The 22,353-nt window shown below is 42.5% G+C and carries 22 protein-coding genes and 1 tRNA gene; 14 read left to right on the forward strand and 9 right to left on the reverse strand.

The features are described from left to right. The 5 genes from DJ568_RS16760 to DJ568_RS16780 all read left to right on the forward strand — a co-directional run. The coding region (locus tag DJ568_RS16760) for a hypothetical protein (protein ID WP_233496712.1) at positions 1-1,203 on the forward strand (1,203 nt) is incomplete at its 5' end. A gap of 5 nt (positions 1,204-1,208) precedes the next feature. Beyond that, positions 1,209-1,493, forward strand: coding sequence for a hypothetical protein (locus tag DJ568_RS16765; RefSeq protein ID WP_233496713.1), 285 nt, complete (start codon positions 1,209-1,211; stop codon positions 1,491-1,493). 444 nt (positions 1,494-1,937) lie between these two features. Beyond that, positions 1,938-2,072 (forward strand): DUF2624 family protein, encoded by a 135-nt coding sequence (locus DJ568_RS16775; RefSeq protein ID WP_114006464.1) that lies wholly within the window; start codon positions 1,938-1,940, stop codon positions 2,070-2,072. A gap of 410 nt (positions 2,073-2,482) precedes the next feature. Beyond that, the gene (locus DJ568_RS17420) at positions 2,483-2,644 is read left to right on the forward strand and encodes a hypothetical protein (protein ID WP_199561018.1); all 162 of its coding nucleotides are present in this window, start codon (positions 2,483-2,485) and stop codon (positions 2,642-2,644) included. Then, the gene (locus tag DJ568_RS16780; protein WP_114006483.1) at positions 2,641-4,197 is read left to right on the forward strand and encodes a recombinase family protein; all 1,557 of its coding nucleotides are present in this window, start codon (positions 2,641-2,643) and stop codon (positions 4,195-4,197) included. The genes DJ568_RS17420 and DJ568_RS16780 overlap by 4 nt, the downstream gene beginning before the upstream one ends. Here DJ568_RS16780 and DJ568_RS16785 read toward each other — a convergent pair. Further along, positions 4,154-4,230: transfer RNA gene (locus DJ568_RS16785), tRNA-Met, on the reverse strand. The genes DJ568_RS16780 and DJ568_RS16785 overlap by 44 nt on opposite strands. A 114-nt stretch (positions 4,231-4,344) precedes the next feature. Between DJ568_RS16785 and DJ568_RS16790 the strand changes: the two genes are divergently transcribed. Next, entirely contained in the window at positions 4,345-4,725 is a 381-nt protein-coding gene (locus tag DJ568_RS16790) for an START-like domain-containing protein (RefSeq protein ID WP_114006465.1), read from the forward strand. Between the two features lie 132 nt (positions 4,726-4,857). Here DJ568_RS16790 and DJ568_RS16795 read toward each other — a convergent pair whose 3' ends face one another. Then, positions 4,858-5,811, reverse strand: coding sequence for a manganese catalase family protein (locus DJ568_RS16795; RefSeq protein ID WP_114006466.1), 954 nt, complete (start codon positions 5,809-5,811; stop codon positions 4,858-4,860). 316 nt (positions 5,812-6,127) lie between these two features. On the opposite strand from DJ568_RS16795, the gene DJ568_RS16800 reads away from it, so the two are divergent. After that, entirely contained in the window at positions 6,128-6,568 is a 441-nt protein-coding gene (locus DJ568_RS16800) for an Hsp20/alpha crystallin family protein (RefSeq protein WP_114006467.1), read from the forward strand. 76 nt (positions 6,569-6,644) lie between these two features. Next, complete coding sequence (locus DJ568_RS16805; protein WP_114006468.1) at positions 6,645-7,538, forward strand: bestrophin family protein; 894 nt, start codon at positions 6,645-6,647, stop codon at positions 7,536-7,538. Positions 7,539-7,579: 41 nt separating this feature from the next. Here the strand turns inward: DJ568_RS16805 and DJ568_RS16810 are convergent, their stop codons facing one another. From DJ568_RS16810 to nirB, 4 genes are read right to left on the reverse strand one after another with little or no spacing between them, the layout of a single operon-like run. Next, a complete protein-coding gene (locus DJ568_RS16810; protein ID WP_233496714.1) occupies positions 7,580-7,984 on the reverse strand; it encodes a hypothetical protein in 405 nt (134 codons plus the stop codon). A 17-nt stretch (positions 7,985-8,001) separates the two neighbouring features. Next, on the reverse strand, positions 8,002-8,817 hold the full coding sequence (locus tag DJ568_RS16815; RefSeq protein ID WP_114006469.1) for a formate/nitrite transporter family protein: 816 nt from the start codon (positions 8,815-8,817) through the stop codon (positions 8,002-8,004). An 11-nt stretch (positions 8,818-8,828) separates the two neighbouring features. Continuing rightward, positions 8,829-9,179: a nitrite reductase small subunit NirD gene (nirD, locus tag DJ568_RS16820; protein WP_114006470.1), complete on the reverse strand. Its 351-nt coding sequence runs from the start codon at positions 9,177-9,179 to the stop codon at positions 8,829-8,831. Positions 9,180-9,211: 32 nt separating this feature from the next. After that, entirely contained in the window at positions 9,212-11,716 is a 2,505-nt protein-coding gene (nirB, locus tag DJ568_RS16825; RefSeq protein ID WP_114006471.1) for a nitrite reductase large subunit NirB, read from the reverse strand. 265 nt (positions 11,717-11,981) lie between these two features. Between nirB and cobA the strand changes: the two genes are divergently transcribed. The 6 genes from cobA (at position 11,982) to lnt (ending at position 19,795) form a co-directional block, all read left to right on the forward strand. Further along, a complete protein-coding gene (gene cobA, locus DJ568_RS16830; protein WP_114006485.1) occupies positions 11,982-12,779 on the forward strand; it encodes a uroporphyrinogen-III C-methyltransferase in 798 nt (265 codons plus the stop codon). 79 nt (positions 12,780-12,858) lie between these two features. Then, positions 12,859-15,630 (forward strand): outer membrane beta-barrel family protein, encoded by a 2,772-nt coding sequence (locus tag DJ568_RS16835; protein ID WP_114006472.1) that lies wholly within the window; start codon positions 12,859-12,861, stop codon positions 15,628-15,630. Positions 15,631-15,635: 5 nt separating this feature from the next. Then, entirely contained in the window at positions 15,636-16,415 is a 780-nt protein-coding gene (locus DJ568_RS16840; RefSeq protein ID WP_114006473.1) for a GLPGLI family protein, read from the forward strand. 123 nt (positions 16,416-16,538) lie between these two features. After that, on the forward strand, positions 16,539-17,264 hold the full coding sequence (locus DJ568_RS16845) for a YebC/PmpR family DNA-binding transcriptional regulator (RefSeq protein ID WP_114006474.1): 726 nt from the start codon (positions 16,539-16,541) through the stop codon (positions 17,262-17,264). A gap of 19 nt (positions 17,265-17,283) precedes the next feature. Then, a complete protein-coding gene (gene rsmI, locus DJ568_RS16850) occupies positions 17,284-17,958 on the forward strand; it encodes a 16S rRNA (cytidine(1402)-2'-O)-methyltransferase (RefSeq protein WP_114006475.1) in 675 nt (224 codons plus the stop codon). 184 nt (positions 17,959-18,142) lie between these two features. After that, a complete protein-coding gene (gene lnt, locus DJ568_RS16855) occupies positions 18,143-19,795 on the forward strand; it encodes an apolipoprotein N-acyltransferase (RefSeq protein WP_114006476.1) in 1,653 nt (550 codons plus the stop codon). On the opposite strand, the gene DJ568_RS16860 is transcribed toward lnt, so the two are convergent. The 3 genes from DJ568_RS16860 to DJ568_RS16870 are packed head-to-tail and all read right to left on the reverse strand — an operon-like array spanning position 19,749 to position 22,351. Next, positions 19,749-20,618 (reverse strand): N-acetylglucosamine kinase, encoded by an 870-nt coding sequence (locus DJ568_RS16860; protein ID WP_114006477.1) that lies wholly within the window; start codon positions 20,616-20,618, stop codon positions 19,749-19,751. The two genes, lnt and DJ568_RS16860, sit on opposite strands and share 47 nt — an antisense overlap. Continuing rightward, positions 20,615-20,995: a response regulator gene (locus DJ568_RS16865; protein WP_114006478.1), complete on the reverse strand. Its 381-nt coding sequence runs from the start codon at positions 20,993-20,995 to the stop codon at positions 20,615-20,617. Before DJ568_RS16865 ends, DJ568_RS16860 begins: the two co-directional genes overlap by 4 nt. Before the next feature lie 42 nt (positions 20,996-21,037). Continuing rightward, positions 21,038-22,351, reverse strand: coding sequence for a TolC family protein (locus DJ568_RS16870; RefSeq protein ID WP_114006479.1), 1,314 nt, complete (start codon positions 22,349-22,351; stop codon positions 21,038-21,040). Between the last annotated feature and the right edge of the window lie 2 nt (positions 22,352-22,353).

A 22,353-nucleotide genomic window follows, 5' to 3' on the forward strand; every position in this document is an offset into this window, starting at 1 on the left:
TGCTCCTACAGCATTAGCGGCTCGTTCCGGGTGGTCAGTTTGCCGCGGAATCAGGTGGTCAATTTACCGCGGAATCGGTGGTCAGTTTACCACGGAATCAGGTGGTCAATATCAGCGAATTCTCCAACAGTACTCGGTAACTTCTTTACAGACGACTGGTTCCCCGATCAGTTGGAACGATTAAAAAGTTGGCGGGATTATGTTTTAAAGGGCGATTATTATAAAGACGAAAAAAACAGCCCTGCCGGATTGCTCCATTTTCATAAACTCAACATTTGTCTGATTGAAGCCATGTGCCTGATCGAAGTACAGGAAACAACATTAGGGAGCATACGCTTAAGCAAGAGCGAACAAATTACATTGGAACAAGTTACATGGCGGGATTATCCTAACAACCTGACGCAAGCTGAATTATTAAATCCATTGTTGGTTGTTGACATATTCTTTCAAGAATATAGCCTACCCCAGTATCGGGAACAACTGTATCAATGGTTAAGCTATGGCTTATCAGCAAAGGCAGCAAGAGAGTTTGTGGATACGATAGACCTGGTAAAAGTTTATGAAAACCTGCAAAAGCTTTATAGCGCCGCATGGCTTATCCATCAGCGAACCACAGCAACGCCATATCTCAAAGTTAGCCGACCCATGACCAACAACGCTAACATCAATGAAGGCGGCATAATTAGCTTATACCAGCTCAATACTCTTGTTCCACCAACAGAACAAGCGAAGATCAGTAAGATCGTTGGTATCATCAAACACAAAGTACCTACAACACAATGTGTGATTTATTTGGGTACAATACCTGATAACACAGAAAGAATATTTCTGTTAGTCCTCACGTCAAGGGAAGAAACAGCTACTGCACAGTCACTTAATTGCCTGATAGAAGATAGTTGCAGGGATATTGGTAAGGTGACAGCATTGGTGCATTATACAACAGCAATGTTAACCGCTTTAGCAAATAACAGCCGTTTCTTTCATCACGCCATTCATTGCCCGGTAATCTACCTGTCAGGTGATCTGATACTGCCTACACCCAAGCCATTGGAACGCATTGCCGCAAAAGAATCAGAAAGCTTTAAATGGGAAAGCTGGCTCAGCCAGGGTAAAGACTTCCTGGCCGGGGCAGAGTTTTATCTCAGGCAGGATGCCGCTAATGCGGCTTTGTTTCCTTGCACCAAAGTGCAGAGTGTATTCTGATAGCTTTGATTCGTGGTGTAAATGGTTATGGCACCACAAACCATAATCTTTCGAGGCTTATATTCATTACGGAAATGTTTACAGCGGATGTAGCTAACGTTATTCAATTAACTGACAACAACAATGCGGACCTATTTGAAAGCTTGAAGCAAGCCTATTTTAATGTGAGGTATAAGGATGGATATAAGGCTGATATAGGAACTGCTAAAGCCCTATATGGGGTCATTAAACAACTCATGGAAGTTGCCGAAAAGGTTTATGCAAGGCATTTATTGACAGAGGGATTGTAATGTTATTTGTGAGTGAAATAAACATGTTTCCTTACGCTGCGGCAAACGGCTCATTACATCACGCGTTATCACGCTATATTCCATTCGCCGTCAGCCTCGCTGTGGACTTAGCAGGGAATGCTGCGAAGCAGCAACCCCTGCGGCAGGACAGATTTTTCCTGGCTGAAAAAAAATGCTAACCTCTTGTTATGCAATAAGTTTTCAGTGAACAAGCTCACATTATGCCTGCGAACAAGTTCTTAGTGGACTTATGCTGTATGAGCAGGAGGCGATTATGTTAAAACCTTATCCCTTAATCCCTATAAGTGCAACTTATAAATTATAATCACAGGTTATGAAAGCAACATAGACGATTTCATTAAATAGTGAAATATCCTATAAGTAGAGCTTATAAATTGTAAGCTGTAGCAATAAGAAACTGCCCATTTACCATAAATTTTAGATATGAATAAATCTGTATACAAAAAGAGAAGTGTTACGACTAAAGATGTGATCCAATGCTTAAATAAAAATGGAGTTCAGGTTTCTGAAAGTGAAGCAGAGGAGGTTATAGATTTCTTATATTTTCTAGCCGAATAACTGTCAAACAATATTTAAAAGATAGCGAAGATGGAAAGAATCTGCCGTTATTTCATTTAGTCATCGCGCCGCTCCTTAGTAAGTAAACGCTTAGAGCTATACCATAAGTACCGCTTATAAATTATCAGTTATCCTAATGAAGTAAACCGACATCTCTGCCTATCGTTGCATTGCACCGCCAGCACAAAATTAGCACCGCTACAAAAGCGTCAAGGGCATGTAAATGGCGCTTATTGCTTTTGTTTTTTCAGCGGATCGCCACCCTTGACACTTTTTCGTTTACTGCTCCCTGCTGTTTAAGCGAAGCAATGGCAAGCTTTGTTTATCGACTTTAATTTTAGGGTCGGACCCTAAAGAGTACCCTAAACCCGAGTTACAAAAGCCAAGATTGCACCTTTTAAAAGGTGCTGATGCGGAAGAATATTGATACCAAAAGAAAAATAACACCTGAAATGGCGGTGAAAATATTGGCAGAAAATGGCATGCAAGTCACTGTAGATCAGGCAAAAAATATTTTGGAATTGCTATATTTTTTAGCTAAATTAGAAGTAGATCAGTACTTAAAAAAATGAAAATTGCAGACTTATATATACGGGTTAGCACCGATGAACAAGCAGATAAAGGCTATTCACAGCGCGGACAGGAAGAAGTTTTAACAAGATATTGTGATTTCAAAGGAATACGAATACGAAAGGTCATATATGAGGATCATTCCGCAAAGACCTTTAATCGGCCTGAATGGCAAAAGCTACTTATCGATTTAAAGAAGAAAAGAGGCCAGTCTGATTTAATACTCTTCACCAAGTGGGACAGGTTTAGCAGGAATGCCGGAGATGCTTATCAAATGATCAATACCCTGGCCAACCTGGGTGTTGAACCGCAAGCTATTGAGCAGCCGCTTGACCTATCTATCCCTGAAAACAAATTAATGCTGGCCATTTATCTTGCACAGCCAGAAGTTGAAAATGACAGAAGGGCATTAAATACTTTTTTCGGCATGAGGCGTGCCCGTAAGGAAGGACGCTGGATGGGCCCGGCAGTAGTAGGATATGTAAATAAAACCACTGAAGACGGCAAGAAATATATATGTCCTCAGGAGCCAAACGCCAGCATAATGCGCTGGTGCTACGAGCAACTGGCGACCGGTAACTGGTATATCGATCAGGTTTGGAAAGCTGCTCATGAAAAAGGATTAAGTTGCGGAAGAAAGAATTTTTGGCAGATCATTCGAAATCCGGTGTATTGCGGAAAAATATTTATCTCTAAATATAAAGATGAAGAAGCACACCTGGTTAAGGGGCTGCATGAGCCAATCATTTCAGAAGGATTATTCAATGAAGTAATTGATGTGCTGGATGGTCGTAAAAAAACTTACAAAACACAACTGACATCGCCTGATGAATTGCCCTTACGAGGATTTCTTATTTGCCCCAAATGTGGTTATATGCTTACAGGAAGTGCTTCAAAAGGTTGTAGGCAGTACTACCATTATTATCACTGCTTCTCTAAGTGCGGCGTACGTTTCAACGCTAAGCTTGTTAATGCCGAATTCGAAAAAAATCTAAAAAAGCACGCAATCGATCCGGGCGTAATTCCCTTGTATAAGTCTATTCTCACTGAAGTTTATGATAACGCTATCGGAACCGGGAAAGCGGATGTGGTATTATACAAGCAACAATTAAATGAATACCATGACAAAATTTCTAAAGCGCGCGATCTTTTATTAAAAGGTCACCTTGATGGAGCAGATTATCGCGATTTAAAAAATGACTGTGAGCGAAAGGTTTCGATCATCGAAGGAAAATTAGTTGAGCTGTCTGCCGAGAAAGACAGGAGTATTGGTCCGTTGTTGGATAAAGCTTTGAAAAATGTGGCAAGACTACCCGAATTATATCAAACTGCTGATTCTGAGGGCAAAAGGCGTATAGTTAGTTCGATGTACCCCGAAAAAATGACTTTTGACGGAGTTCAACATCGAACTACGCGGCTAAATGAAGCAATCGTCGTTTTTGATAGCATTAAGGCCGTTTTTGAGGCAAAAAAAAAGGACAAATCTGCTAAGAAAGCTGATTTGTCCAGTATGGTAGCGGGGAGCAGGATCGAACTGCCGACCTTAGGGTTATGAATCCTACGCTCTAACCATCTGAGCTACCCCGCCGTTTAATTAACACCCTTTTCAAAAAGGTTTGCAAATATAGCAGAAATTACCTTTCTTTAGAAAAATTGTTAACATTTACGGCTCCGGAGTTTGCCGGCAGTTATAACCCTGATTATGTCTGAAAAGAAAAAGTTTACTATTGAGTATGAAATAAAATCGTCGCCCAGGATTTTATATAGTTTTTTAAACGAGCCCAACGGGTTAACGCAGTGGTTTGCCGATGATGTTAGTGTTCGCGACCAGGTATACACCTTCACCTGGGACGGCGAGCAGCAAAAAGCAAAACTTATTAATGCCAAAGAGAATAAGCTGGTTAGGTTTAAATGGCTTGATGATGAACCGCAATGCTACTTTGAAATGGAAATAATACAGGACGAACTGACCAATGATGTAGCACTGGGCGTTACCGATTTTGCTACCGAAGATACCATTGCCGAGCGCAAGCTGATATGGGACAATCAGATAGAATACCTGATTAGTGTATTAGGCGCATAACCCGGTATCCCGGCGGACCTAACTAAATAGGTTTTCGCTAACGATTATTAATTCCAACCCTAAAATAACCCCAAAAAAAGAGCGACCGTTTTTGTGCGGTCGCTCTTTTTAATAACCATATAATCGGGAATATTACCTTTTCCTTGGGTTAGGTCCGGCCTTCTTGGTCATCTCCTTCACTGTTTTCTCTTTAAACTCGGTAAGCGCGTCAGCCAGTTCCTGCAATTCAGGATCAAGACCAGGTGCAAATTCTTCCGGCCTTTCCGGCGCAGGTGGAATAGGGTATGAATTTTTCGGCTCTTTTAACGTAACCAGTTCCGTACCGTCATTCGCAGGGGCGCTTCCCTGGAATATTTTACCCATCTCTGAACCATCCAATCTAAAATGATATTGTTCGCGGTTAATGCCTGCGTCAATCAATTTTTTAACTTCGGGGTACTTAGACGAATCAAACTTAGGTATAGGCAAGGCCTTCGCCCAATCAATACCCAACGTTTCAAGTGCTTTTGCAAAAGCCATTTCATGAGCCTCATCCCTGGCAATTAAAAATGCTACGGTAGCCCTTAGTGTTTTATTGGATGACATTTGATATATGCGGCACTTCTGCAATCTGCCGGTCGATTCAAGCACCAGGTTATCCATCAGATCTAAAACGAGGTTGCCATGATTGTGCACATATGAGCCGCTCCATGGATTGCCCGCTGCATCTACCGGCAAGGCACCCTGGGCACCAACAATAAAGTGATGCGGGTTTTGCTGCTCTTTGGCCATATCCATAGTGGGTATACCGCCTTTTCCGGGAACATCAAACTTGTCGCCGTGGTATTCAGGAGCGCCATCAATTAAACGCGAGATGGTTTTAGTAATAAGCTCCACGTGACTTATTTCTTCAATACCAATTCCCTGTATCAAATCCAGGTATGGTATGCCATTACCACGAAAGTTGAAACTTTGAAAAAGGTACTGCATCATGGTGCGCATTTCGCCAAACTGGCCGCCCAGGCCTTCCTGAAGCGCATTTGCTGCCGATGGGTCCGGCTGGTCGTCTACAATCGGGTTGATGAGACTCTGTACATGGTAAAACATATTTTTTTAGTTTTAAATAAATTATTTTATTAAAAGTATATTAATACAACCTGTGGGCGTTGGCATTGTTTTAATATAATCAGGAATTATCGTCAACCTGTTCCTTTTGTTAGTCCGGCATTCAAACTGTCAATTTTACGGGGTAAACATTCCTAAGAACTGCAGTTTTTTCAGTATTCTGAATTTTTTTCAGTTAACTATTCCCCATTAACGTTGACAATTATTATTGGCATTTAAGTTGAATAAATGAGTTTAGATAAAACGTTTTGTAGATTTAATTAGTTATAGTAATTCAATTACAGAAAGGAGATCTGTTATGTCATTGATTAAATTTAATTCAGACCGTAAGAACAATGCATTAATGCCAGGCTTTAATGACGTGTTCGAATCTTTTTTTAATGACACTTTGTTTTCAGACCGGCTTATAACCCGCGTGCCTGCAGTTAACATTAGCGAAACCACTGATGCATACAGTATCGAACTAGCCGCGCCCGGACTGAAAAAGGAAGATTTTAAAATAAATATGAATGACCGGGTATTAACTGTTTCGGTAGAGCAGCACCATGAGCACCAGGCAAATGAGAAGAAATACAGCAAACGTGAGTACAGCTACGCATCTTTTGTGCGCTCGTTCACATTGCCTGACGGCGCCGACGAGGCAGGTATTGAAGCCACTTATAACGATGGTGTTTTAATGGTAACTATACCTAAAAAAGAAGAGGCCAAATCTGTAAGCCGCCAAATTGAAATTAAATAAATTTAACCTCCTAAAGCAGGCTGCCTAACGGCAGCCTTTGCTTTTTAAAGATATATTGTAACGCAAAATATTAAATATGCTACTGAATAAACGACCTCCCCTTAAATATATATTCAATAAAGTAAAGCTGGAGTTAATGTACGTTTGTATTGTAGCGCTTATAGTAAATTATTTAACTTCAAGATTTCATCACCATTTGCCAGAAATGCCGCTTACCATCCCGACGTTTTTAGGTACGGCTATATCTGTAGCGCTTTCGTTTAAACTCTCCCAATCGTACGACCGATGGTGGGAAGCCAGGAAAATTTGGGGTAGCATTGTTAATGATTCACGAAATTTCATCCTGCAATTGCAGTCATTTATAGGCCGGGAACAAGCCGGCATCATTACTAAAATTGCGCACCGCCAGATAGCCTGGTGTTACAGTTTGGGGCAGAGCCTCCGCGGGCTTAATCCACTGGAAAACCTGGACAAGTACCTTACCGATGACGACCTAAAATCGGTGACATTGCATACCAATAAACCTTTGGGGCTGATGCAATTAAACGTTGCCGATATAAAAACATTAAAAGACGATGGCCACCTTGATGTATTCAGCCATGTACAACTTACCAACACTGTAGCTAACCTGGTAAACGATATGGGCATGGCCGAGCGTATTAAAAGTACTGTTTTCCCGGTAACTTACAGGTTATTTCTGCATATGGTTATCTATGTATTTTTGGTAACACTGTCTGTAGCGCTGCGTGATGTAGTTGGTTATTTTGAAATACCCCTGCTGTTGCTAATCACCTCGTTTTTCTTTTTGTTAGAGCGTACCGCTACGCATTTACAGGATCCCTTTAGCAATAAGCCCACCGATACGGCTATGACGGCTATTGCTACTACTATTGAGATAAATATTAAACAATTACTACAGGAGACCGATGTGCCGGAACCTCATCAGCCCGACGAATTTTACCTGATGTAATAAAAGCCCGCCCTGTTACGGAACGGGCCTTACCCACTTAACTAAAACTTATACCCCAAACCTATACCCGCGTTCCATTTGCCGTTGCTGGATACAGTTTTGGCAGTGTAGAAAGCAGGCAACTGTATAGCAAGATGCTTGTAGGCCATAGTTAACCCAAAGCCGAGCGATGGGGTAACCAATGAATTTTTCGTAACGTTTCCAGAAGACTTGTCTTCCTTAAATTTTAAACTGGGTAGTAAGCCTAACATTATGCAAAGGGGCTTGCTGGCATATTTTATATTAGGCCCGGTGCAGTTGATATAGGCGCCTTTGTCTACATAACCTGCCACAATAATGCCATCAAACAAGGATGGTTTTATTGTACCGGTTTGTGCCTGCGCCCTAAAATTAAGCATGCAGATAGCCAGGCTGCCAAAAAAGGCTGCATTAAATTTATGAATCATGATGAGGGGGAATTAAACTATAAAGATGTTGAGGTAATGGTTTCTTTGGTTTTGCCGTAGGTATAGTAAATAGCCATACCGGTGAAAAGCAGGCCGCCTACAATATTGCCGGCTGTAACAATGAGCTGATTTGACAGCCACCAGTCAGACATAGTTACGTTTGCGCCAAACATCATGCCTGCGGGTATAACAAACATGTTTACTACAGCATGCTCGTAACCCAGGGCGAAGAAGATAAAGATTGGAATGCCGGCAGCCAGGATTTTACCCAGGGTGGATTTTGAAGTCATGGACATCACCACGCCCATACAAACCATCCAGTTGCATAAAATGGCTTTAACAAAAGCGGAGAATAAACCGGATGCGCCGTGAGCCGAATAGGCAATAGTTTTTTTCTGGCTTGCGGTAACTAAAATTTGCTCAACAGGACCAAGGGTTGAGATGTTCCCGGTTTCAGAGGCGGCAGCCCAAAACAAAACAGCAAACAGCAGGCTGCCAATTAAATTGCCGGTAAAAACCCAAAAAAGGTTTTTAAGCATTGTGCCGGCTGTTATCTTTTTTTCGAACCAGGCAAGCGGAACTAGCGAAAAGCTGCCGGTTACCAACTCGAGCCCAAGGATAACAATAATAACAAAGCCCACCGGGAACACAAAAGCACCAACAAGCGGCAGCTTGGTTTGCGAAGTAGCCAGCATAGCCAGCGTTACTGAAATGGCAAGCAATGCCCCCGACAGGCAGCCGCGGATGAGCAGGTCTTTTACAGATAATTGTGACTTTGTCACGGCTGCGGCCATCATTGTGCCTGCAACTTCTTTTGGAGTAATGTAATCCATGATAATTGAGTTTAGTTTTTGATACCGATATACACCAAGCCATTCTCTACCTTAACAGGGTAAGTTTTTATGGCACATTCGCCACCCGATAAACACTCACCCGTAGCCAGCGAAAACGTTTTTTTATGAAAAGGACATGCAATTTTAGGCTCTTCGCCGGCCGAGCCTATCATGCCCCGGCTGAGCGCCATTTGCCTGCGGTGCGGGCACTCATTTTGAGTAGCATACCATTCGTTACGCCGGGTAAAGTAAAAAAGCGCAATCTGGCTGTTCTCATATTTGATGCACACACCTCCGTTGTGTACCGCGTCTTCCACCTTGCAGGCGGCAAACCAGTCGGTTGTTTTTTTTAAGTCTGACATACTGTTATATTTTAATCGTTTGTAAATCTTAGTTACACTGTTACCCACTCCGCAGCTCTCTTTTGCCCACGCATTTCATCAAATTGCACAGAAGGGTCTTTCTCTTCAGGCGCATTAACAAAGTGGTTGAATCTTTTGCGTATAGCCGGATCTTCTACAGCAGCCTTCCATTCGCATTGGTACGCTTGCGCACGTGCGTCCATTTCGGCTTCCCATTGCGCGCCCATACCTAAACTATCATTTACCACTACATTGCGCAGGTAGTCGATACCGCCATCCATTTTATTTAACCATGTTGCAGTGCGGGTAAGAGGATCGGCAGTTTGTATATAAAACATCAGGAAACGGTCGATATACCTGATGCATGTATCGCTATCAACATCCGCGGCAAGTAACAACGCATGCTGAGGTTTACTGCCACCGTTGCCGCATACGTACAGGTTCCAGCCTTTTTCGGTTGCTATTATCCCAAAATCCTTACTCTGCGCTTCAGCGCACTCACGTATGCAACCGCTAACCGCTGATTTAAATTTATGTGGGGCACGCAGGCCGCGGTAACGCTCTTCAACCCGGATGGCGTACGAAACGCTGTCATGTAAACCAAAGCGGCACCAGGTGCTGCCTACGCAGCTTTTTACCGTACGTAGCGCTTTTCCGTAAGCGTGGCCGCTTTCAAAACCGGCAGCTATCAGTTCCTCCCAAATCAGGGGCAGGTCGCCCAGGTGTGCACCAAACATATCTATGCGCTGGCCGCCGGTTATCTTGGTATATAGTCCGTACTTCTGTGCCACTTCGCCAATCACAATCAGTTTTTCAGGAGTTATCTCTCCGCCGGGAATGCGGGGCACAACTGAATAGGTGCCGCCTTTTTGAATATTAGCCAAAAAGCGGTCGTTACTATCCTGGGCGGTATCGTTACCCTGCTTAAGGATCATATCGGCCCAAATGCTGGCAAGCAGCGATGATACGAGCGGCTTACAAACCTCACAACCATCTCCGTTACCTATCTCGTTAAGTACATCCTCGTAGTTTTTTAAGTTATGTATTTTAATCAGGTCAAATAGTTCCTGCCGGCTAAAGCTAAAATGCTCACATACCACGTTACGGATGTATTTACCATTTGCCTTCATGGTGTAGGTCATGAGGTCTTTTACCATTGGCACGCAGCCACCGCAACCGGTACCGGCTTTTGTACACGCCTTAATCGCGTCAAATGTTTCGCACCCCAGGTTAGTTACCGAATTACAAATAGCACCTTTTGTTACGCCTTCGCAGCTGCAAATCAACGCCTCATCAGGCAAACCCGCAACGCCGGCACCCTGCGGCTGGGCACCGCCACGGGGCCCTATCAGCAAGTCTTCGGGGTTAAGCGGCAAAATAATAGCGTTTGTAACAGTTTGCAACAGCATATTATATGCCTCAGCCTCACCTACCAATATGCCGCCCAACAGAAACTGGCCGTCATTACTTATATTAATGCGTTTATAAACGCCTTTATTAGTGTCTTCAAATACAATAGTGCGTGCATTTGGAGCGGTTATGAACGGGTCGCCAAAGCTTGCCACATCCACCCCTATCAGTTTAAGCTTTGTGCTCATGTCAAATCCACCGAACACGCGCTCTCCGTGGCAAATTTTAGTAGCGGCCACCTCTGCCATTTCATATCCCGGCGCTACCAATCCGTAAGTAAGCTGGTCAAACACCGCGCATTCGCCAATGGCAAAGACGGACGAATCGGCAGTTTGCATATATTCATTTACTACTATACCACCATAGGCCCCTAGTTCCAAGCCGCACTCCCTGGCCAGCTCGTCCCGTGGACGTATCCCGGCAGAGATAACCAGCAAGTCTGCAGGCAACTCGCTGCCGTCGTTAAATCGCAGGGCCTCCACCTTGCCCCGGCCTTCTATACTGGTGGTACCCTTGTTTACATAAACAGCAAGGCCCAGTTCGTTTAATTTAGTTTGCAAAATATGGCTGGCCGCCTCATCTATCTGGCGGGGCATAAGCCGGGGTGCATATTCAATAACGCTCGTTTTTTCAAGGTTAAGGTCCATTAAAGCTTTGGCAGCTTCAAGCCCTAACAAGCCCCCGCCCATTACAACACCGTTTTTGGCACCTGCGGCGTAAGCTTTTATTAGCTCCAGGTCGTCAATAGTGCGGTAAACAAATACACCTTCCTTTTTTATACCCGGCAAATTTGGCACAAAGGGCGCCGAACCTGTAGCCATCACCAGGTAATCATATTGCATTATACGGCCGGCGGCAGAGTATACTGTTTTACTTTCTCTGTCTATCCGCCTCACAGGATCATTCAAATACAGCGTAATATGCTGTTCGTTATACCATTGCTCTGCACATAACGACAAGTCATCAGCCGTCTTACCAGCAAAGTATTCGCTTAAATGCACCCTATCGTAAGCCCGTCGAGGCTCTTCGCCGAATACAGTTATATCAAAAGATCGATTTTTGCCTAATAATTTCTCACAAAATTTGTGGCCGACCATTCCATTTCCAATTACTATAACTTTTTCCATATATATGAGGCTGATATTTTAATGAATTTGTTATAAACATGATTTATTTAAGCCAAATGTATAATTATTAATGCAAAAAAATGATTTTAATATAATTTATATCATACAAATAGCTTAATTTTATATCATATTTCAAACATCCATAGAAAATTATAGCAGCACGGAAAGGCATATATTCAATAAAATTGATTTAAAACGCATTTATAATTAACAAACTCACAAAAGACACGAAAATTTATTCTCAATGATTAATAAATTCGCAAAAATGAACGGATTAACAAAAAAAAATGCCCAATCTTCATTATATATAGTCGGTGCAGGTCCCGGAGACCCCGAGTTGCTCACCATAAAGGCTTATAATGCATTAAAAATTGCAGATGTGATTCTTTTTGACAATTTAGCTAACCAAAAACTACTAGATATAGCTCCTGAACACTGCAAAAAGGTGTATGTAGGCAAGAAACCCTATGAAAAGTACGCATCTCAAGATCAAATACATGAATTGATTAGCGTTTACGCTGCAGAAAATCAAAATATTGTGCGTTTAAAGGGCGGCGATCCATTTATTTTCGGCCGTGGATTCGAAGAGGCTTTGTTCGCCCGCGAACGAGGGATGGAAATACACTACATTCCTGGCATTAGTAGTATGCAAGCCGCAGGTATGAGCGACATACCCCTAACACATCGTGGCATAAGTGAGGGAGTCTGGGTGATGACCGGCACAAAAAAGGATGGCTCATTATCGGCCGACTTACAACTGGCTATGCAAAGCAAAGCGACTGTAGTAATATACATGGGCATGAAAAAGCTGAATGAAATAGCCGATACCTATATATATGCCGGTAAGGGCGACACACCGGCTGCCATCATACAACACGCGAGCTTGCCGAACCAAAAGAAAATATCGTGTAATATAAACGAATTACCTGCAGCGGCTGCTAATGCGGCCATAAGTCATCCGGCCATCATAATTATAGGCGATGTGATAAGAGCCGCGGATGCAGCTATATATACACCCTTTATTGAACACCGCAAGCAATGTACAATAAGAAAGATAGCGTAAGTAATTTTAGTTAATAATTGTTAAATCGTTTTTCGTTACCTAAAAATTTAGTTACAATTGCTGTACCTAATACTCAAGTATGCGATTCACAATTTCTGTGCTTGTTATTTTATTAACAAACACATTTTGCTCGGTAGCTCAAAAAACCGGGACGGTTAAAGGTACTGTTGCCGACAGCGCCTCAAATATCAAATTATATAACGCTTCCGTAAGCGTCCTTAACGAAAAGGATTCAACCCTGGTAACATTTACGCGCGTTGCCGGCGATGGGTCATTTACTATAAACAACCTACCCCAAGGCAGGTTTATTATGCTGATCACCTACCCAGAGTATGCTGATTACGTGGACCAATTTAAACTTGACTCAGTAAAACCTGAGATAAACCTGGGGCATATAAACATGACGCTGACATCAAAACTGCTGGCCGAAGTGATTGTTAAGGCGAAACCAGTGGCTATAAGGATAAAAGGTGATACTACCGAGTTTGACGCAGGGGCATATGTTATACAACCCGACTCAAAAGTAGAAGACCTGCTAAAACAGCTGCCGGGCATACAGGTTGACAAGGACGGAAAAATTACCGCACAGGGTGAAAAAGTAAACAAGGTATTGGTTGACGGCGAAGAGTTTTTTGGGGATGACCCCACATTGGTAACTAAAAACCTGCGGGCCGATATGGTGGACAAAGTACAACTATATGATAAAAAGAGCGACCAGGCCACCTTTACCGGCATAGACGACGGTCAAAAGACTAAAACCATCAACATTAAATTAAAAGAAGATAAAAAGAAAGGCACATTTGGTAAAATTGACGCAGGACCGGGCACCGAAAAATTTTACCAGGGACAGATTATTTACAACCGGTTTAATGCTAAGCAAAAAATGTCCGCCTATGGCACAATTGCCAATACAGGTAAAACCGGCCTAAGCTGGGAGGATGAAAATAAAGCTGTAGGCTCAAATCTTCAAATGAGCGACGATGGAGGGATGTATTACTATGGGCAGGGATGGGATGACATGACCTACTTTGGCGAGGGCATACCCATTGCGCGCACCGGGGGCTTGCACTATGATAATAAATGGGATGAGGATAAGCATAGCATCAACACAAACTATAAATTAGGATCATTAACGGTTGACGGCACAAAGAATATTATTACCCAAAACAACTTACCCCAGTCGGTACTGCGCAATTCATCTGATCAGATATTTCACAATTTTGTTTTCAGGCAAAAGCTGGACGGTGTATACCAACTGAAAATTGACACCACATCAAACCTTAAATTGAGTTTTGACGGCACCTTTAAAAGGTCGCAAACCATTAACAGCGTTTTTGCCGAAGGCTACCGCAATGATACATTGTTAAACCGGTCTGCCAATAACGTGTTAAGTAATGCCAACCAACGCATGTTTAATGCAAGCGCGTTTTATACTAAAAAGCTTAAAAAGAAAGGCCGTACCATTTCAGTTAACCTCTCGCAATCATTTAACGAACGCACTGAGAAAGACTCGCTCAAATCAACCATTGATTTTTATCGTGACGGGAAACCTGACCGGGAACAAGTAAATGATCAGTTCAGGCGAAATGACGTTACTTTTCTTTCTGTAAACAGTAATATCACGTATACCGAACCTATTACCCCGAAGTTGTCTCTTGCACTTAGCTATGGCCTCAATTTAAATAATTCGTCGTCAGACAGGCGCACTTTCAACCAGTCGTTGCCCGGCAAATACGACGCGGTAGTTGATTCGTTAACCAACGACTATAAATTAAATCAGCTATCAAATCAGGGTGGGGCCACATTTAATTACCGGGGGCAGAAGTTCACCGCAAATATTGGCACACGGGCCGCAGCAGTAAATTTTGATCAAAAAGATTTATTTAGCGGTACAACTTTTAAACGTGAGTTTATCAATTGGTTTCCCAATGCTTATTTTACCTATAGGTTTTCGCAGCGTAAATCTCTTTCTATATATTACAACGGTTCAACCAATCAGCCTTCTATTAATCAAATACAACCCGTACGCACCGGCAACGACTTTTTAAACCTTACATTAGGAAACCCGGACCTCACCCCCTCTTTCACCAACAACTTTAGTGCTTATTTTAACTCGTATAAAGTGTTAAGCGAAACCTCATTGTATTTACGCGGCAATTATTCGTTTACTACCAATCCAATAGTTAATAACATGAACACTAACGAAGACGGATCAAGCACCTATCAGGCAGTTAATCTTGCGGGTAAGGCGCCAAGCAATTTTTCGGTGTATGGGAATTTGCAAAGAAAAATAAAAAAGGTAGACATGTATGTTGGCCTTAATGCTTCCGCCAGCGGCAACACTTATTATAACATGGTTAACGGACTGCTCAATACTACAAATGCCAATAACTATTCGGCCGGTATTTTCTTAGGCAAGTACAAGATGAAAAAGTACGACATCAACGCATCATTCAATCCAACCTACACTATCGGACGATCATCATTACCAAACAGCGTAAATAACGATGGAAAAGGCTACAACGCCTCGGCGTCAGCCATGGTGTATTTGCCTTTTAAAATACAGTTGCAAACAGATTTTAACTACACTTTTCAGGCTAAAACGGCTGCATTTGATAACAACTTTGATCAATTTTTGTGGAACGCCACTATCACTAAGAGCTTTCTTAAAGAGAATAACCTGAAACTGGCACTGGCAGGATATGATTTACTAAATCAAAAAACCGGATTTAGCAGAAATTCGGTTAACAATTCTATCACGCAAACCAGGGCTACAACTATAAGGAGGTTATTCCTGTTTTCGGTTATATATGAGTTTAACAAAATGGGCGGCGCCAAAAACACAAATTAAAAATCATGCAATTAAAATCCTTCATAATTATCACACTGCTATTAACAAGCAGCAGCTTGTTTGGTCAGCACGCCCGGTTTACTACTTCTGGCACTATTGAATTTGAAAAATCATCAAACATGCACGCCCTGATACGTAAACTGCTAAAAAATATAACTTACAACGAAGACTTTTATAAAACAGCCTTTGAGCAGTACCAAAAAACACAACCGCAGTTTAAAAAACTAAAAAGCACGCTTACATTCTCCAACGATAAAATGCTTTACGCTCCACAGGCAGTCCCCGTCAATCTTACGACTAATAATTTTTTTGGCGAGTTGCCCATGTCCGCGCAGTACAATACCATTTATAGCGATCTTAAAACACGTAAACGCACCATTCAAAAAAGCGCTTTTGAAGAAACATTTATATTGAAAGATACCACCCGAAGCATAAAATGGAAAATAACATCGGAGACGCGTGAAATAGCAGGCTATCATTGCCGCAGGGCAAATGCAATCATCATGGACTCAGTGTATGTGGTAGCCTTTTATACTGATGAGATACCTGTGTCAGGCGGTCCGGAATCATTTAACGGGCTCCCAGGTATGATATTAGGCGTTGCCTTGCCGCATGAAAATGTAACATGGTTTGCCACAAAGGTTACCGACGTTAATATTGCTGAAAAAACAATCACTGAACCGGTTAAAGGCAAACCGCTCAATCCAAAGGAGTTTATTGATAAAATATCGTCAGTTTACGGAGAGAGTTACCGGGGAACAGCTATAATGGCTTTCAGTTTATAATTACGCACTATGGCCAAACACCGTAAAAAATCAAAACGTTTATGCCGGGAGATTACTCCGCCCAAAGCAACATAAACACTATATTTGCGTCTTCAAAAAAACCTTAAAGGTTAATATACTACTATGGGAAGAGCATTTGAATTCCGTAAAGAAAGAAAATTTAAGCGCTGGGCCAAAATGGCGGTGCAGTTTACCCGGTTGGGTAAAGAGATAGTAATGGCGGTTAAAGCAGGTGGGCCTGATGTTGACAATAACTCAAGGCTGCGCACCGCGGTACAAAATGCCAAGGCGGTTAATATGCCTAAAGACCGTGTTGAGGCCGCAATTAAACGCGCCTCAAGCAGGGACGAAAAAGATTACGAAGAACTGGTGTATGAGGGATATGCGCCCCATGGTATAGCCATACTGGTAGAAACTGCTACCGATAATACCAACCGTACTGTTGCCAACGTACGCAGCTACTTCACCAAATATGGCGGCACACTGGGTAAAACAGGCTCGCTCGACTTTGTTTTTGCCCGCAAATCAGTGTTTACATTTGATCCGGGTGATCGCGACCTGGAAGAACTTGAATTTGAACTTATAGATGCCGGACTGGAAGACCTGTTTGTTGAGGCGGACGAAAACGGCAATGACATTGCCGTTATACATACCGTTTTTGAGGATTTTGGCAAAATGCAAAAAGCTTTGGAAGAAGTAGGCATCGAACCCAAATCAGCAAAACTGGAGCGTGTTCCTTTATCAACTGTCGAGGTGAGTGAAGAGCAGGCGGCTGAAGCGTTTAAGATAATTGATAAACTGGAAGAGGACGACGACGTACAAGCTGTATACCATAACATGGCAGGGTAACCACCTGCTTTATTAACGAATGACGGGCAAGCTTTTTTTAGTACCAACACCCATAGGCAACCTTGAGGATATAACCTTGCGGGCCATACGTGTGCTAAAAGAAGCCGACCTGATACTTGCGGAAGACACGCGAACGTCAGCACCTTTACTGAAACACTTCGACATACACCAAAAGGTGTTTGCACATCATCAACATAACGAGCATCAATCGTCAACAGAAATTGTACGATTTTTAAAGGAGGGTAAAAACATTGCCCTGATATCAGATGCCGGTACACCGGCCATATCTGATCCGGGATTTTATCTTGTGCGCGAAGCCCTAAAGCATGATATCATAGTTGAGTGCCTGCCGGGAGCTACGGCCTTTGTACCGGCACTGGTTAACTCCGGCTTCCCAACCGATAGGTTTTGTTTTGAAGGTTTTTTGCCTTTAAAAAAAGGGCGGCAAACGCGCTACAAATTTTTGGCCGGCGAAGAGCGCACCATTATACTTTATGAGTCGCCGCACCGTTTATTGAAAACGCTGGAGGAAATGGCTACGTATTTTGGTGCCGACAGGCAATTATCGGTGTCCCGCGAATTAACAAAGATGTTTGAGGAAACAGTTAGGGGCACTGTGGCAGAGGTTAAAGAGTATTTTGAGACCCACCCTATTAAGGGAGAGTTTGTTATATGTGTAAAAGGTAAGGAATAATTTACACCAGTTTACCATAGGGCCTTTGCCCCCATGTTTCGACAGAGCCTGGCAGGAAAACTTTTAACAACATCATATAAGTAGCGATAATGAGTTAATCTCTTTAAAACTTGTATACGCAATCGCTAAAGAGATTGCTTCGTTCCTCGCAATGACGCACGAGTAAAAACGCTGATAATTACTAATGAAAAAAAACATACTGCTTTCCATACTTTCAGGATTATTGCTTTGGATAGCATGGTCGCCAACACAGTACACCACATTTTTACTGTTTGGTGCGCTGGTACCAATGCTGGTAATGATGGAAAAAATTATTGGCTCTGAAACAGTTACCCGCAAAGGCGCAAAACTATTCTGGGCGGCGTTTATAGGTTTTTTTATATGGAATACACTTTGCATCTACTGGGTTTATAACTCTCTTAAAGGTGCAGGAGAAGTGATAGCGCTTTTTGTTAGCATTATACCATATTCGCTTGGGCCGCTGCTTATGGCGCTGACATGCTGGTTATATTACAGGATGAGGTTACTAACCGACCGCGCAATAAGCCTGGCCGGATTTGTAGCGTTATGGCTAGGCTACGAATATTTGCACCAGGTGTGGGACCTTAACTTTCCGTGGATGAGTTTAGGGAATGGCTTCGCGGTGGCACACCAATGGGTGCAATGGTATGAATATACAGGGATATATGGTGGCAGCCTATGGATCTTACTCACCAATATCCTATTTTTTATAGCCTACATAAGCTACAAGCATAATACTGTAACAAAGCGTCAGCATATCAGGCAGATAGTTGCATTCGCTGCGGCAGTTGTGCTGCCACTCGGCCTGTCGTTAATAATGTACTATACTTACACCGAACAGGAAAATCCATCAAACGTTGTTATTGCCCAGCCTAATATCGATCCATACGCAAAAGCCGGAACAATACCGCACAAAACGCAGCTCAGGATAGCCGCCCAAATTTCGGACTCGGTTGCACAGCCCAATACTGAATTTTTTATATGGCCTGAAACCGCCATAGCCGGATACATGAATGAAGATAATATCCGGAAGGATTCACTTTATTTATTTGCAAAGCAGTTTATAAAAAAATATCGTAACGGCAATTTAATAACCGGTGCAGAAACCTTAAGGCTATATGACAACAGGGCCACATCCACCGCAATGCCGGCCGATACTACAGGTAAGTTATTTTATGACCAGTATAACACAGCACTGCATATCGAAAACTCATCGAATGTACAGTTCTATCATAAATCTAAACTAGTACCGGGAGCCGAAGAAATTCCTTTTATATCGGTATTTGGGTTTATGAAACCTGCTTTTGAGCATTTAGGCGGGAGCAGCGGCGGTTATGCCGGGCAGCCAGAAGCTGGTGTTTTTTATTCGCAAAGCGGAATTGGCGTTGATCCGGTTATTTGCTATGAATCAATTTTTGGCGAATATGTAGGCGAATCGGTAGCAAAGGGCGCCCAGTTTATTGCCATTATTACCAATGACGGCTGGTGGGAAAACACCAGCGGTAAAGATCAGCACCTTGATTATGCTAAACTGCGCGCCATCGAAACGCGGCGCTGGGTGTGCCGCTCGGCTAATACCGGCATATCCGCTTTTATTAACCAGCGCGGCGATATTGTTAAACGCACAGATTGGTGGGTTAAAACGGCTATTAAACATGACATCAACCTTAATAGTGACCTGACATTTTATGTGCGTTACGGAGATTACCTGGCGCGCGCTGCAGGATTATTATCCATCGGTATTATTTTCTGGCTGATATTCCACGTAACTATCCGGAAGCGGAAAGTTTCCGCTCACGTTTCAGAATATAGGTAAGCAGGTCATTAATCGGTTGCCTTATTATTTTGCCTACTGATATTCCATCCTTTTCACATAAGGCGCTTAACTCGGCGGCAAAAACAAATGCGATAGAGCCGATAAAATTACATTTGTATTTATGGTACTGTGGATACGCTTTAATATTGGTTTCAATAAATTCAAGTAATCCATTATTTATTACCTGCTGCCCGTAGGCGGTATCACGTACCTGGTATAAAAATTTTGAAAATGCTGCCAGGTAAGAGTTAGCCTTGGGCTTTTGATAAACATTCTTTATCACCGTTTCTTTATCCAGCTTGTACGTATCGTAAAACTGAGCCGCAATGTCGTCAGGCATATTACCATATAAAAAGTCGGTTATTAGCACTTTACCCAGCCATGTGCCTGACCCTTCATCGCCCAATACATAACCCAAACCGTAACGGCCTGCGTGTACATCTGTACCATCGAAATAAGATATATTTGAACCGGTACCCAATACACAACATAGCCCTTTTTCGTTACCACAAGTAGCATATGCCGATCCCAGCAAGTCACTGTCGACGCTGATGAAAGCGCCCGGAAAAAGCTGAGTTAAGGCGTTTGAAACAATTTCGTGCCTGTCGGGGCTTGAGCAGCCGGCACCAAAAAAATAAATCTCTGTAATCTCATCCGCATACTTCAACAAATCATGCGCCTGGCTTTGAATCACCTTAACAATCTCTTTATCTGATAAAAAGTAGGGATTTAAGCCATCTGTTCTGAAGGATGCTGGCGGTTGTTCTGGCAGTGCTACCAGCCAGTCAGTTTTAGATGAACCGCTATCAGCAACTACTATCATGTACAAATCTCTTCAAGCACCTCAAAAGTAAGTGGCTTGTGTATAAACTGGGTTACATATTTGTTGTCTGACGATTTACGAAGGTCAGTAGGGTCAAGCGATGAAGAAAGCATAAATATTTTGATGCCCGACTTATCGATAGTAAGTGTCTCAAATTCCTGCAAAAACTCAAAACCCGTCATTAAGGGCATACGTATATCCAAAAATATTACATCGGGTTTTGAGGCGCCGGTACGTAAAGCCTCAATAGCCAAAGAAGCAGACTGAAATATTTCTATTTTTTCGGCAAAGCTTGCCGTTTCCAAAATACGGCTCGTCACAAAATTATCGATGTAATTGTCGTCGATGAGTAAACAGTATTTGAACGGGGCGGACATTATTTTCAAAATTAAACTTTTAAGTGAAAGTTTTATATATTTTTATTTAATATCTATACTGTTAGTTATCTGTCTTAAAGTCACTTCCGCCATTTTTGCCTGGTATTGTGCCATTGAAAATCTCGATTGTGCGTCAAGGTAATTTCGTTGTGCCTCGCGTATTTCAAGGGGTGTAATATTTCCTAAACGGTACCTTTCCAACGAGAGGTCTAAATTACGTTTTGCCAGATCTTTGTTGGTCTGCCCTATCTTCACTTGTTCTAACCCGGATATGTAACTTATAAAAAAATTACTGATGGTAGCTTCTACTACCTGCTGTACCTGTTTGTAATTTAGTCCGGCATTATCAATTTGCAACTTCGCATTGCGTTCCCTGCGCCACTGGTTAAACCCATCAAAAATATTTATAGATGCAGTTAAACCATAATTAAACCCTTTGGCATTTTGTACGCGCGCAAAGCCTGCAGGGTTACGACTATCACTGATAGTATACCCGGATGCTACAGAAAGTTGCGGGTAGCGCGTTGATTTAACCTGACGCAGGTTTATTTCGGCCAAACTTCTGTTGATTTGCGCAGCTAAAATGGCCGGGTTTTGGGTTTGTGCATTGTTAATAACGTCGCCAAGCTTTAATGATTCATCAACAATAATGGTATCAGCCACTGTAAAATCCGTTTGCACGTTACGGCCAAGTAATTGATTTAAGCGTACTTTGGTTTCCCTGAAAATCCGGTATTGGTCAATCAGATTTGAGGTATCAATATTAGCATTTACCAGCGCAGTGTTCACCTCAAGCCGCGAAACTGCGCCCACTTTAAATTTATCGCCGGCATATTTGGCTTGCGTGCGTGAAATAGCCAATACCCCGTCAAGCGCCTTTATCTGGTCGGCCTGGCTGATGAGATTGTAGTAAGTGATAATTACGTCGGCTATTGTACGCTGAACGGTGTCTTTTAATGAAAGCTGCCCCAACTTGTCCTGCTCTTTAAGCTGATCATAATTGGCAAACATGGCAAAGCCATCAAATATAGTCCAGTTAAGGTTAGCACCGTAAGTAATGCCTGTGTTACGCGCGTTGTTGATATTGTTAATTGTACCATCGGCACGTGTTTGCCGGGTGGTAAGAATACTGTTACTTGATGTAAAATCGGCGGTTACCTGCGGCAAAATGCCGGCATTGCCTAAGGTTACGTTGTTATTTGCAATGGCAGCGCTGTTTTGCGATATACGGATATCAAAGTTATTTTTTAAAGCCAGCTCGACAGCGTCACGCAGCGTAAGCTGGGGCGGCGTTTGCGCGTAAGCTCCGCCAGTTATTACCAGTAAACAATATATCAGATATATACTTTTTCTCATGG

Origin of the sequence: Mucilaginibacter hurinus (genome assembly GCF_003324525.1) — a bacterium.
In the GTDB taxonomy this organism is placed as follows: Bacteria; Bacteroidota; Bacteroidia; order Sphingobacteriales; family Sphingobacteriaceae; genus Mucilaginibacter; species Mucilaginibacter hurinus.